The sequence below is a fragment of the Duganella sp. Leaf61 genome (assembly GCF_001421905.1).
Lineage (GTDB): Bacteria > Pseudomonadota > Gammaproteobacteria > Burkholderiales > Burkholderiaceae_D > Rugamonas > Rugamonas zoogloeoides.
This window is the reverse complement of the sequence record NZ_LMLM01000003.1, coordinates 122,518-135,745: the sequence shown is the minus strand read 5'-3', so window position 1 is coordinate 135,745 and position 13,228 is coordinate 122,518. Positions and strand designations below refer to the sequence as shown.

General features: G+C 59.7%; 10 protein-coding genes. 5 read left to right on the top strand and 5 right to left on the bottom strand.

What is annotated here, in order from left to right:
- Positions 1-405 precede the first annotated feature (405 nt).
- Positions 406-1,545, bottom strand: a complete 1,140-nt coding sequence (locus tag ASF04_RS06150; protein WP_056139093.1) for a sugar phosphate nucleotidyltransferase — start codon at positions 1,543-1,545, stop codon at positions 406-408.
- Between the two features lie 640 nt (positions 1,546-2,185).
- Here ASF04_RS06150 and ASF04_RS06145 point away from each other — a divergent pair.
- The 5 genes from ASF04_RS06145 (at position 2,186) to galE (ending at position 8,059) form a co-directional block, all read left to right on the top strand.
- Positions 2,186-3,745: a hypothetical protein gene (locus ASF04_RS06145; RefSeq protein ID WP_056139091.1), complete on the top strand. Its 1,560-nt coding sequence runs from the start codon at positions 2,186-2,188 to the stop codon at positions 3,743-3,745.
- A 445-nt stretch (positions 3,746-4,190) separates the two neighbouring features.
- On the top strand, positions 4,191-5,306 hold the full coding sequence (locus tag ASF04_RS06140) for a hypothetical protein (RefSeq protein ID WP_056139088.1): 1,116 nt from the start codon (positions 4,191-4,193) through the stop codon (positions 5,304-5,306).
- A 23-nt stretch (positions 5,307-5,329) separates the two neighbouring features.
- On the top strand, positions 5,330-5,851 hold the full coding sequence (locus ASF04_RS06135) for a serine acetyltransferase (protein ID WP_056139087.1): 522 nt from the start codon (positions 5,330-5,332) through the stop codon (positions 5,849-5,851).
- Positions 5,848-7,035 carry a glycosyltransferase family 2 protein gene (locus tag ASF04_RS06130; protein ID WP_056139085.1) on the top strand — a complete coding sequence of 396 codons (1,188 nt, stop codon included), beginning with the start codon at positions 5,848-5,850 and terminating at the stop codon, positions 7,033-7,035. Before ASF04_RS06135 ends, ASF04_RS06130 begins: the two co-directional genes overlap by 4 nt.
- Positions 7,036-7,057: 22 nt before the next feature.
- Complete coding sequence (gene galE, locus ASF04_RS06125; RefSeq protein WP_056139082.1) at positions 7,058-8,059, top strand: UDP-glucose 4-epimerase GalE; 1,002 nt, start codon at positions 7,058-7,060, stop codon at positions 8,057-8,059.
- Between the two features lie 64 nt (positions 8,060-8,123).
- On the opposite strand, the gene ASF04_RS06120 is transcribed toward galE, so the two are convergent.
- The 4 genes from ASF04_RS06120 to ASF04_RS06105 all read right to left on the bottom strand — a co-directional run bounded on the left by ASF04_RS06120 (position 8,124) and on the right by ASF04_RS06105 (position 13,173).
- Positions 8,124-9,329, bottom strand: coding sequence for a glycosyltransferase family 4 protein (locus tag ASF04_RS06120; RefSeq protein WP_056139080.1), 1,206 nt, complete (start codon positions 9,327-9,329; stop codon positions 8,124-8,126).
- An 18-nt stretch (positions 9,330-9,347) separates the two neighbouring features.
- Positions 9,348-10,577 (bottom strand): acyltransferase, encoded by a 1,230-nt coding sequence (locus ASF04_RS06115; RefSeq protein WP_082488581.1) that lies wholly within the window; start codon positions 10,575-10,577, stop codon positions 9,348-9,350.
- An 18-nt stretch (positions 10,578-10,595) separates the two neighbouring features.
- Positions 10,596-11,990: an O-antigen ligase gene (locus ASF04_RS06110; RefSeq protein WP_229204940.1), complete on the bottom strand. Its 1,395-nt coding sequence runs from the start codon at positions 11,988-11,990 to the stop codon at positions 10,596-10,598.
- A gap of 109 nt (positions 11,991-12,099) precedes the next feature.
- Positions 12,100-13,173, bottom strand: a complete 1,074-nt coding sequence (locus ASF04_RS06105; protein WP_056139075.1) for a glycosyltransferase — start codon at positions 13,171-13,173, stop codon at positions 12,100-12,102.
- Between the last annotated feature and the right edge of the window lie 55 nt (positions 13,174-13,228).

Below are 13,228 nucleotides of genomic sequence, written 5' to 3'. Positions count from 1 at the left end.
TATTCCTTAGAAGTTAATGGCCACGCTATGTTGCCAAGAATGTGTTTTTACAACAACTATAAGGATGATAGCACAAGGAACCCCTGTTCCGTTGCAATTTCTTTACTTTAGATAATTTTTTTGAAACCATTTTGCATTGCGGTATAAAAATTTCCTAGCAACACAAAAATTTTCCACACTGTGAAAATTACGTTATGAAAGGTACATAAAATTTCGGCAAAGACAAAATTAGTTCAACAAAATCAATCACTTATAAATGTGATGTAAAAAAGCCTCACAATTGTGATTATTTTGAGATTGAAGAGAAGTGTGACGAATGTCGAGAGGGGAAACCGAGGGGGAAGCGGGGACAAGTACCTTGGCCAGGGCAGCGCCATAGAGCGCTGTCCCCGGATGTGACGGTCGTTATGCTGCGATTTCTACCTCGGACCGCGGTTTGCTGCGACGATCGCGGGCATTGGTCCATTCGCTGGCGGTGTACTCGGACACATGCTTCATCTCCCCTGCGCGATTGACGCTGTATTCCTTAAAGACGATCATTTCTTCCAGGCTCACGTCCTGGAACACGCGCGTGTACTCGAACAACACGCTGCGTACGATCTTCGCACCGGCGCAAATATGGCTGCCGTGACCGATCCAGGTTGGTCCGATGATGGTGCTGCCAGCCTCGATCTTGCAACCTGAGCCGATGTACACCGGGCCTTCGATGGTGGTGCCTTCCCAGTCGATGCTGGTGTTCAGGCCAACCCAGATGCCATCGGCCAGCTGGATGCCCGGCACGTCCATGTGGGCCACTTCGCCCATCATCACGCTCTGCGACACTTCCCAGTAATCCTTGACGCTGCCGATGTCGATCCAGTTGAACGTGCGGTTCTGGGCATAGAACGGCACGCCCTTCTCGACCAGCAGCGGGAACAGCTCGGAACCGATATCGAACACGGTGTCGGCCGGGATCAGGTCGAGGATTTCTGGTTCGAAGATATAGATGCCGGTGCTGACAAAGTTCGACAGCGCTTCTTCCTGGCTAGGCTTTTCCTGGAACTGCGTGATCCGGCCATCCTTGTCGCTGACCACCACGCCGTAGCTCGACACCTTGTCATACGGTACTTCGCGGCAGATCACAGTGGCCTTGGAGCCTTTGCGGCGGTGTTCGAACAGCGCCGATTTCAGGTCGAGGTTGATCACCGCATCGCCGCACAGGACGATGGTGGTGTCATCGAAAAAACCGCCGAACTGCTGGATCTTCTTCATGCCGCCAGCCGAACCGAGCGCTTCGGCAACGACTTCGCCCTCGTTGTTGGTGTAGCCCTCGAACGAGTAGCCGATCTGGACGCCGTACTGGTGGCCTTCGCCGAAATAATCCTCGATTTTTTCGTGCAGGTAGCTGACGTTAACCATGATCTCGTTGACCCCGTACTTGGCCAGGTGTTCGATCAGGTAAGCCATCACCGGCTTGCCCAGCACCGGTATCATCGGCTTGGGAAGGTCAAACGTTAAGGGGCGCACGCGGGTACCCTTGCCTGCGGCCAAGATCATAGCTTTCATAATGAGGTCCTCTAGATAGTTAAAAAATGTTCGAAAGGGCGCGCGGCACGCAGTGCGTCAAAGCGCACAACAGCTGCAGCAGCCCGAGTAATTAGCCCTGTCGGGTGAATCATGACATACCGTCAACTTCTTGACCAGCCCAAAATGCTGCGTGTGCACATCGACCACAGCGGGCACACAGGTGACTGACGTCTTGCAACGCAATATAGCAGAGCCTAACGCTTGCACCCGCTTCGACTGGCAGCGGTGCGCGCCTCGGCGGGACTAAATATCAATTGAATATCGGCAGTGATAATAATCTATTTCAATAAATATATTTCGATAAAACAATATATTTTTGACATCCTCTCATATTCAAATTAAGTAGTAACTAAATTTAATAGTCATTATGCGTTGAGTATATGCCATGTGGGTTGTTCTTTGGTTAAAACAGGTCCCTCAGATCCAGCGCAAGCCCTGCAACTGCGGGGCTAATCAGATTTTTCTATGCGCATGATCAATAAGGTAACAATGTGTTGCACAGGTGCTGCAACCAGCCAAAATGAATGAAAAAAATTTCGCTACGGAAAGGGTTTGTGTATAATAAATTTCAGGTTGCGTTACCGCCCAATCATTTTGAAATTAATCCCAGGAGTTAGACATGTTTTTCAATAAACCGCTTTCTGTGTCCGCGTCCCAGCTCACCAAAGTGATCGGCTGGTCGGTATTGAGCGCGTGTGCCCTGACCTTGAACGTGCAGGCGCAAACCACCGGCACCCCGGCGCCGAGCATGAGCACCCCTCCATCATTCTCCACCTACGCTAACCCGTTTGCCGCGCAGTCGCTGTGGAACGTGCGCCCGGTAAATCCGGTGCTCGACACCTCGTACACCATACCCACCTCGAGTTACTACCCGGACATCACTGCGGGCGCCTACTCGACCGGCTTGTTCCTTGCCAAGGAAACCGATCTGCCGATGAAGATCTATGGCACCAATGGCGCCAACCTGGTCAATAATCCTGACGCTGGCGGCAATACCGAAGTTACACTGCCGCGTTGGCCTGCCAACACCCTTCCTGCCAGCGGGAGCGACGGCCACGCCGACATCTACGATCCGGTCACCAATGTGATTCACTCGTTCTGGAAACTGAAGAACGTCAATGGCAAATGGCAGGCTGGCTTGTATGCCTGGTCGCCAGCCACCGGCACCGGCTGGGGCGATCCGGCCCACTTCTACTTGGGCGCCCGTGCAACCGGCGTGCCTGCCTCGGCTGGACTAATCCGCGGCCACGAAATCAACGACGGTTTGCCGATGTACCGCCACGCACTGGCCATGTCGCTCACCTACAATGCACTGTCGGCCACCGAGCCATACGTCTATCCGGCCACCTCGGCCGACGGCGATGCAGCCAAAACCAACAGCGGCAAGATCCCACAAGGCGCGCTGATGATGCTGCCAGCGAACTACGACACCTCGAAGATCGCCAACCTTGCGCTGCGTAAAGTGGCCGAGACGCTGAAAACTTACGGTGCGTATGTGGTGGACCGCAACGTCGGCACGCCGTTTGTGATCTACGTGGAAACAGGCAATTCGCTGGGCCTGCACGCTGGCGGCTGGAATAACGCTGTTGCAGCAGAACTGGAGCGCATGCGTCAAAACATGCGGCGCGTAATCGGTGCGCAAAGCTGGCAGGATGGCACCGGCAAAGCGTTCGACGCCAATACGCCGAACCTCAACGCGCTGTCGATGCGTGGTCCGTGGATCAAGAACTCGGGTACCGTGACCGGCGCTTTCGACACCTGGTCGCAATCGATCGTGTTCCCAGCTTCGCCTGTGAAAACCATTATGCAAAACGGCAACTCGACCGGCCTAAGCAAGATCAAATGGGGTGCACCAGTGGTGGGTAGCACCCAGCAACTGAAAGTGATTGGCACCGGCGGCGCTACCCTGCGCATGGCGCTCTACTCCGGCGGCACGATGATCTTCGACACCGGCACCCAGAGCAATGGCTACACCAAGCGCTTTGTCTGGCCAACCGGCGCGTGGTTCGTGCTCTACGCGTCCAACGGCCTGAACCAGGCATCGAGCGTCCGTGGTGAACTGGTTACCGTGGAACTGGCCCCAGCGACGATTGCGGCCAATGCCGCCAAGGCTGCCACGCTAAAGACGTTGCTGCAAGCTTCGCCGACCTATACCGGTTCGCGCAGCGGCGTAAAATGATCGAACCGTGCCGGCTGCGGTCGGCGCTGCGCTTCACCTGATGACTGGCCGACCTTGTGTCGGCCAGTAGCATTTTGCAGTGCATCAAAAAACCCTACTGTGCGCTCTACAAGTGGATTAAAATACATCACTTGATGATCAGATTGCATGCGCCGCTGCCGCGCTGCCGCGCCCCATGAACCGTTCCATCCTCAGTTCGCTGGCCCTGCTCTGCATGGCCAACACGTCGTTTGCCGCCACGCCGGCGTCCGCGCCTTCCGCTCCGCCTGCATTTGGTACTGCCGAGCATCCTTTCGCTGCCGACTCTCCATGGAATGCCCGTCCGGTTCGGCCTGTTTTCGGGACTGCCGAGATCCCCACGTCTAGTTATTTCCCCGCTATTGGGGGGGGTGCTTTTTCCACTATCAGTTTCTTGGGTGGAAAGGAATCACCGTCGCAGGAAGTTGTGGGTGCCAAGGGCAAGCCCGATGTATGGGATTACAACCAGGGCGTCCAGCGCGCCATTACCATCACGCACTGGCCGGCCGGCCTCACTCCAGCCAGCGGCAGTGACGGCCACGCCGACATTGCCGAGCCGGACACGGGGATGCTGCATTCGTTCTGGCAACTGCGCCAGCGTAACGACCACTGGGCGGCAGTTGGTTACGCCTGGAGCCGCCTTAACGGCCGAGGGTGGGGTGATCCCGCCGACTTTTACCAAGGTACGCGTGCGGTCGGTATCCCGTCCACCGCAGGCCTGATCCGCCGCCACGAGGTCGATGACGGCCAGCCCACGTATCGCCACGCGCTAGCCATGTCGCTCACCTATAACGGCTTGTCGAGCAAGCCTGCCTACATTTTCCCCGCCACCGCCGCCGACATCGATGCCGAGCGCAATACCGGCAGCATTCCCGAAGGCGCGCTGATGATGCTGCCACCAGACTACGACAGCAGCAAGATTGCCAACGCGCACCTGCGCAAGGTCGTGGACACACTGAAAACCTATGGCGCCTATGTGGTCGATCGCAACGTCGGCACGCCGTTCTACATCTACGTGGAAAACGGCAGCAACTTCAACCTGCATGGCAAAAGCGGATGGAACCAGGACGTCGGCCGTGAGCTGCACCGCATCCGCGCCAATCTGCGCCAGGTGGTCTCGTCGGCCGGTTGGCTCGATGGCAACGGCAAACCGATGAAGATGGAACAGCCAACCAATCTGCTGTCGATGCGCGGGCCCTGGCGCGGCAAGGGAGGCGAATACGACGCCATCAACGACCAGCTCACGCTTGAAGCCGGCGGCAAGTCGCGCAGCTCGGTGTTGCGCGACATTGGCCGCGTCAACTGGGCGGCGCCTCGACCTGGCGCCAAGTGCCGTTTCAGCGTGCAGGCCACCGGCGGCGCCACCCTGGCGCTGCAAGTGCGCAGCGCCGACATGCGCGATGAACTGTTTGACAGTGGTCCACTGGCCGACGGCGCCAGCGCCACCCTGCCCTGCCCGTCGGGCAAGGCGCGTTACGACCTGAGCGCCGTCGCTGGCAAGGCCGACGCCACCGTGCGCGCCACCCTGGCGCCGCAAGATTAACATGACACGAAAGCACCAATACCATGGCTGATGATGCAGACTGGGCGGCCGACCTGGACCGTTACGGCATGCGCCGCCCTTTCCTCAAGGAACAATCGATCTGGGCCGTGTGGCTGTATCGCCGTGGCCGCCGGCTCGACCGCCGCCCGCCCGGTCTCGGGCGCAAGCTCGGGCTGGCAGTGTACTGGGGCTTGTTCCGGGTGATTGAAACCGTCACCGGCGTCAGCCTGCCCAAGAGCGCGACCATCGGGCCCGGCCTGCGCGTCTGGCATTTCGGCAATATCTTCGTCCATCCGGACACCGTGATCGGCGCCCGCTGCACCTTGCGCCAGGGCGTCACCATCGGCAACCGCCACGCCGGCGGCCCCACCCCGGTGATCGGCGACGATGTCGAATTCGGCGCTTATGCGCAAGTGATTGGCGGCGTGCGCATCGGCAACAATGCGCGCATCGGCGCCATGTCGGTGGTGCTGTGCGACGTACCCGACGGCGCCACCGCCGTTGGCGCCCCGGCCCGCATCATTGCCGCGCGGGAGGCTGCATGATTACCGTGCTCAGCATTATTCTGTGCGCCGTGCTGGCGCTGCTGGCGATTCCCGTGCTGGTGCTGCTGGTGCAATCGCTGCTGGCAGCCAAGCCGGCCGGTCCCGGCCCCGCCATGACCGGCCGCCGCCCCCGGGTGGCGGTGCTGGTACCGGCACATAACGAACAGGACGGCATCGGCGCCACCCTGGCCACGCTGCTGCCGCAGATGCTTGTCGGCGACCGCGTGCTGGTCGTGGCCGACAACTGCTCGGACAATACCGCCGGCGCCGCCCGCGCGGCCGGTGCCGAAGTGCGCGAACGCCACCACGCCGAACACCGTGGCAAGGGCTATGCGCTGGACTTCGGCGTGCAATGCCTGGCCGAAGATCCACCGGAAGTCATGCTCATCGTCGATGCCGACTGCCTGGTCGAACCGGGCGCCATCGACCGCCTGGCGCGCACTGCGCTGGCCAGCGGCCGGCCGGTGCAGGCGCTGTACCTGATGCGCTCGCCTGCCGGCAGCGGCCCGATGAAGAAGATCGCGGAATTCGCCTGGACCGTGAAAAACCTGGTGCGCCCGCTCGGCTTCCTGCGCCTGGGCATCCCCTGCCCGCTGATGGGCAGCGGCATGGCCTTCCCGTGGTCGGTGATCAGCACCGCTTCGCTGGCCAATGGCCACATCGTCGAAGACATGAAGCTGGGCATGGACCTGACCCGCGCTGGCACGCCGCCGCTGTTCTGCCCGTACGTGCTGGTCTCGAGCACCTTTCCCAGCAGCGACGCCGGCACCCAGAGCCAGCGCCGCCGCTGGGAACACGGCCACCTGAGCATGATCGTCTCGGCCGCGCCGCGCTTTCTGCTTGAAGGTCTGATGCGTGGCCGCCTGGCCATGGTCGGCATGGCGCTCGATCTGATCGTGCCGCCGCTGGCGCTGCTGTCGCTGGTGGTGATCGCCGCGCTGGGCGCCAGCGCCTTGTTTGCATTGCTCACCGGCGCGGTCGGACCGCTGCTGTTTGCGCTGTCGATCGCCGTGGCGATGGGCGTGGCCGTGTTGCTGGCCTGGTGGCGCTACGGCCGCCAGACCCTGAGCGCGGCCAACCTGGCAATGGCGGTACTGTACATATTCTGGAAGGTGCCGGTCTATATCGGCTTCCTGATCAACCGCCAAGTCGAATGGGTGCGCTCCAAGCGCGACAGCGAATAACTTTTAATACCAAGGAATCCTCATGAAAGTTCTGGTTACCGGCGGCGCCGGCTACATTGGCTCCCACACCTGCGTCGAACTGCTGCACGCCGGTCACGACATCGTGATCGTTGACGACCTCTCCAACAGCACGGCCGATGTGGTCGAGCGCGTGACCACGCTGGCCGGCCGTGCGCCGGTCTTCATCGAGGCCGACATCCGCGACCGCGCTGCCATGGAGCAGGTATTTGCCGCCCACGCAGTGGACGCGGTGATTCACTTCGCCGGCCTCAAGGCGGTGGGCGAATCGGTGGCGCAGCCGCTGCGCTACTACGATGTCAACGTTCACGGCAGCATCGTGCTGCTGGAAACCATGGCCCGTCACAACGTCAAGAAAATCATCTTCAGTTCGTCCGCCACCGTGTATGGCGACCCGGATACCGTGCCGATCCGCGAAGACTTCCCGCTGCGCACCACCAACCCGTACGGCGCTTCCAAGCTGATGGTGGAAAACATCATGCGCGACCACGCTAAAGCCGCACCCGACTGGGGCATCGTGCTGCTGCGTTACTTTAACCCGGTGGGCGCCCACGAAAGCGGCCTGATCGGCGAAGATCCGCGCGGCATCCCGAACAACCTGATGCCGTTCATCGCCCAGGTGGCCGAAGGCCGCCGCGAGCGCCTGTCCGTGTTCGGCGACGACTACCCGACCACCGACGGCACCGGCATGCGCGACTACATCCACGTGGTGGACCTGGCCATCGGCCACGTCAAGGCGCTGAACAAGCTCGACGACGAGCGCGGCGTGCTGACCTACAACCTTGGCACCGGCGCCGCCAGCAGCGTGCTCGATATGGTGCGTGCTTTTGAGCGCGCCTGCGGCAAAACCATCCCGTACAAGATCGAACCGCGCCGGGCCGGCGACATCGCCGTATGCTTTGCCGCCACCGACGTCGCCGAACGTGAGCTGGGCTGGAAAGCCCAGCGCAATATCGAGCAGATGTGCACGGATACCTGGCGCTATCAGAGCAGCCTGATCCGCTAAACGGCGACAGGCGAAGAAAAAAGCCGCTCAATGTAAGGAGCGGCTTTTTTTCCGTTGCGGGCAACTAGCCCCGGCTGCGTTTGATCAGCACTGCCAGCTTGGCCGCCTCGGTATCGATCGAATGGCGCTCGACCGCACGCTGGTGGGCGCGTTCGCCCATGACGGCGATCTGCTCGAGCGGCGTGGCCAGCACGCGTTCGATGCCGGCTGCCACAGCATCGACATCGCCGGCAGGGATCAGCCAGCCATTTTCGCCGTCGTGCACCAGTTCCGGAATGCCGGCCACGTAGGTGGTCAGTACCGGGCGGCGCAACGCCATCGATTCCATCACCACCACCGGCAAACCTTCGGCAAAGCTTGGCAAGGCCAGCGCGCGCGACGCCAGGATTTCTTCGCGTACCTGGTCGCTGCTGATCCAGCCGGTGATCCGCACCACGTTTTGCAACTGGTGGCGCGCGATCAGGGTTTCGATCTCGGCGCGCATTTCGCCATCACCGGCCAGCACCAGTTCCACCGCCACGCCGCGTGCCACCAGTTGCGCCACCGCGCGCACCAGCAGCAACTGCCCTTTTTGTTCGCACAGGCGGCCCACGCACACCAGGCGTGGCGCTGCCGGCGGCGGAACAGCGGCACCGGCGTGGAATGCCGGCTCCAGGCCGCAATGGACGATTTCCACTTTCGGCCAGTCGGTGTACGGTATCCAGCGGAACAGCTGGCTGCGGCCGAAGCTGCTGATCGCCACTACGAAAGCCGAACGGGCGATCTTCTCCCTGATGTGCAAAAACTCCGGCTTGTCGAATTCTTCCGGTCCATGAACGGTAAAACTATATGCCGGGCCACCGAGTTCGCGTGCCAGCATGGCCACCTCGGCCGGATTGGTGCCGAAGTGAGCATGCAGGTGGCGCACGCCGGAGGCCCGCATCCATCCGACCATGCGACATGCTTCGGCCAGATAGATCATATGCAGCGGCAACGGCCGGTCGGCGCGTCGCGACATGCGCAGCGCCAGTTTGACCGCTCCCAGAAATTGACCAGGTGCACGCACCAGTTCAGCAAACATGGACTTGGCCAAGGCCAGCGCGCCGTCGCGTAGAAGGTAGCGGGTTTTTTCTCGCTCGCGCAAGTCTTCGGCGTCGACCAGTTGGTCGGCCCAGCCGCGCAGTGCGAAGCGTTCGACCTCGAAGCCTTGGCGCTCAAGCGCCAGAATTTCACGACGGATAAAACTATGGCTGACTTTGGGGTATTGGTTGACGAGGTAAGCTATTTTCATTAAATATTCTATTCAACTTTAACGGAGTGCATTGGGTGCGCCAGTGGAGGCCTTGACTGCGCCGAGATCATCGTCAGCTCCTGTCTTGTCTTCAGCGTCAGCCGTGGCATCGGCTTCAGGGGCGGTCGGCTCGAGTTGCGCCTCGTCGGGCGCGGCTTCGGCCACCACGTCGGCGGTAACAGCAACGGCTGGGGTGCGCCATGGGCGGATATCGAACCAGCCGTTGACCTTGTCGGCCCAGCGCTTGCCGCGCTTCATGAACCAGCTTTCGTAATAAAAAGTCGAGCCATAAGCCAGCATGAACAGCACGGCAAAGAACAGCGGCCGCTTCAGGTACTTGACGATCACGTCGCCACTACCGAGCCAGGTGAAGGTGAGCATCGGGTGGATCACGTACAGGGCATAAGAAATACCAGCAACAAACACTAGCATGCGATTGTGCAAAACCCGGACCAGGAGCGAGGTGGGCTGCATCAGCGAGCCCCCTACCAATAGCAGTGCCAAGTAAGGACGCAGAAAATTGAGCCATTGTCCTTGCGGCATGCTGGAAAACGCCAGCAGCACCGCTACCGGCCAGAGTGGCACGATGCGCAGAAAATCACGCGCACGCACGCCGAACACGCCGTGATACACCAATGCCAGGGTGCAGCCTGCCAGGATTTCATCGATACGATAATAACTAATGCTCGAAGCGATCACGCCATCGTGCCAGCGTAACGCCGTAAACGCCATTCCTATGAATGGCAGCAACAACAGGCCGCGCTTGGGCAGCATTGCTACCAACAACGCCACGCCCACGTAGAACTGCAACTCCATGCACAAGCTCCACAAGTGTTCGGTCATGGGCAACAGATCGTTAGGGAAGCCATCTTCGAGTGGCAGGTTGGCGTAAAACAGCATATGACTAGCCCATTTGGAGAGCGGCACTACCGATAACACCAGCGCGATGACGAGGTACAGCCACGCCAGCGGCAACACACGGCAAAAACGCTTGACCAGGAAACCACCAATACGCTGGTCCTTGAGCAGGAAAGATGTGATCAAAAAACCGGACAGGATAAAGAAGATCACCATGCCGAAGACACCGGCACTGTGGTTGAGCAGCAAAGAATGTGGTCCCAACGGTAACAGGTGCGCCGCCAGCACCAGCAAAATACTCAGCCCGCGCCAACCATCGAGTACCGACAAGTGGGCACCATGGCCGGTAGCAGCGGGGGCGTCGGACGACAATGCTTGAGTGGTTTGCATGGCAGACTAGATCCAGGCTCAATATCGGGACTGAACGACCGGTTTGGCGTTGCGCTCGACAACCACACTGCGCGCCAGCGCACAACCGGCTCCAATGGCAAACCACAGATACCAGTTATACGACAGGTAATAAAACATGTTGTCGCTGACCGCGCAGATCAGGAAATTGACAATGATCAGTATCAGGGAAAACGCCGCCAGCTTGTCGATTTTCACCAGCGGCGCCAGTTGCTTGATCATGCTGATTGACTGCCACAGGAAGGCGACCAAACCAATCGCGCCCAGTTCGAACAACAACTGCACGTAAACGCTGTGGGCGCCCCACTTGATCTTGCCCGCCAGAGGGAAGAAGATCACCGAATTCTCGTAGAAGGTTTGCAGACCCTTGCCCCAGATGTAATCGACCGACGACATCCAGCCCAGCCCTGTCTCCCACAGGTAGACGCGCCAGGCAAACGAGTTCAGCGTGGCGTAGGTGGCCACTTCGTTACCCTGGCCAAGATCGAGGATACGGTCACCAATGCCGGGGATAAACAAAGCACTCACGCCCATGACCAGCATATATACCAGGAAGCGGCGGTCGAACAACAAGGCATACAGGGCAAAGCCGAGTGCCGTGGCAAGCCAGGCACTGCGGGTTTTCGTGAGCAGCAGCAGCACCAGCATCAGCAGCAGGTAGGCAACCAGTCCACAGCGCGCGCCCAGGCCGGCCTTGGGCGGCAAGGTTTTAAACAGATAAAAGGCAATGGTAATGATCACGGTCAGATAGAACGCCATGATGTTGGCGTGGGCAAACGTACTCTTCAAGCGGAAACCGCCACTGAAATGCAAGGCAATGTCGACGAAGGAATACAGTACCGGGATCAGGGACGACCACACCATGAGCTTCAGGCAAAAGCGGAAGTCCGGCTGATTGCGCACGCAGTAATAGCCGCCAATGAACAGCGAAAAATACGACAACTGTTGCAGAAACAGGCGCACCGACTCGCCGGTGAACGGCGAATGCACGACCCCGATGGCAGTGATCAACAGGAACGGCGCCCATGCCATGTACGCGCGCTGCGGTATGGCCTTGGGACGCTCGAAGATCAGCAGGATGGCAAGCAGGATCACGATGCCGTTGATCACGCCGCCGATACCGATCATGTAGCCACCAAGCGAGAACCGGGTGAGATCGAGCGCGTTGTCCGCCCCGGCGCGTAATACAACGATAAGGAGCAGCGTCAGCTTGCGGTCATAGATCAGCAGCAGCCCAAACAGCATGGCCGCCGGCAAGGCCAGCAGCTTGGCGACGCTGCCGCCCATGAGATCGACAAGGATGGGCGTGGCTGCGCCAAGCAGGCCCGCCAGGCAGATGGCCAGTGCCACCATGAGATAGACCATGCGCGACGGGTGCCGGCTAAAATCCGGCATTTTCAGCGAATGCAAAGTGGGCCTTTTCAGCAACGCAACCATATGACTCCTATATCCAATAATCGTGATCGCGTCTGCTGACAGCGAAGTTAAAACGAACTCTCATTCTTCAAGCCGGCTGGGCGGCAACGCTCATGCGGCGCTTGCCCGGTACTACGCGTACCAGCCAGGAACGCACCGCGTTCCACTCCCCGGTTTCAGCGACATGCGCACTACTGAAACGATAATAACGCCACAGCAGGGCCAGCGGGTTCCGGCTTGCCAAAACGCGGCGGTAATCAAGCTCGCGCTGCAGTTCAGGAGATGCCCCCATGCCGCGCTGCAGCACGTTCGCCATTTGTTCAAAGGAGGCGTCGAAATTGCGCTGACCATCGATCTCGAGCAGCAAGCCGCCATGGTTGACGAACGGCGCAGGATCGAAAGCGGGTAATTGTTTCAGTGCGCTGAACGAGCGCGCCAGGAACCGCGAAATCGCTACCGACAATGCAGTCTGGTCCATGAATTTGGTGGCGCTCACGTTGTTGCCGTGCCAACGGTATCGCAGCAATTGTTGTGGCACATTGTTGCACTTACCGAGGATCGCCAACTGGCCAAACAGAAAATAGTCTTCCGCCAGATGGCTCACTTCCATGCTCTGCTGCTGTGGCAGCGCCTGCAGAAAATCGTTGCCATAACGGGCACCGAGCGCACGCAGCGCGCCGAGGCGCATCATGGCAGTGGGATGCGCCACCGGGTTGCGAAACAGGCTGGCGGCGGTCACGCGCTCACGTCCCACCGGCACCGACATCACGCCCAGCTTGTGCCCGGCGGCATCCATTACTTCGGCTTGGCCGCCGATCGCCACACAATCCGGCTCGGCCGCGAAGGCAGCCAGCGTGATGGCCATGCGCTCGGGCAGGCAAACGTCATCGGCGTCATGGCGCATGACAAATTCGGCATTGGCAATATCGAGCCCGCAATTGAGCAACCCCGACAAGCCGGCCGCTTGCGGAAATGGATGCACCTCGATGCGTGGATCGCGCGCCGCATACGCGGCTGCCATTTCAAGGCTGCCATCAGTGGAGCCGTGATCGAGCACAAGCAGACGCCAGTCCTGGAAGGTCTGCGCTTGCACACTGTCAAGCGACTCCGCAAGGAAATCCATACCGTTTTTGACAGGTAACAAGACATCGATCTTTGCCAACTTAACACTCCTGCTCACACATTAAAAAATTACTCGACCATCCGTCATTCTACCA

Coding starts and splice junctions, on each gene's coding strand:
- ASF04_RS06150 (WP_056139093.1), bottom strand. CDS start 1,545: ATGAAAGCTATGATCTTGGCCGCAGGCAAGGGTACCCGCGTGCGCCCC.
- ASF04_RS06145 (WP_056139091.1), top strand. CDS start 2,186: ATGTTTTTCAATAAACCGCTTTCTGTGTCCGCGTCCCAGCTCACCAAA.
- ASF04_RS06135 (WP_056139087.1), top strand. CDS start 5,330: ATGGCTGATGATGCAGACTGGGCGGCCGACCTGGACCGTTACGGCATG.
- ASF04_RS06130 (WP_056139085.1), top strand. CDS start 5,848: ATGATTACCGTGCTCAGCATTATTCTGTGCGCCGTGCTGGCGCTGCTG.
- galE (WP_056139082.1), top strand. CDS start 7,058: ATGAAAGTTCTGGTTACCGGCGGCGCCGGCTACATTGGCTCCCACACC.
- ASF04_RS06120 (WP_056139080.1), bottom strand. CDS start 9,329: ATGAAAATAGCTTACCTCGTCAACCAATACCCCAAAGTCAGCCATAGT.
- ASF04_RS06115 (WP_082488581.1), bottom strand. CDS start 10,577: ATGCAAACCACTCAAGCATTGTCGTCCGACGCCCCCGCTGCTACCGGC.
- ASF04_RS06110 (WP_229204940.1), bottom strand. CDS start 11,990: ATGCCGGATTTTAGCCGGCACCCGTCGCGCATGGTCTATCTCATGGTG.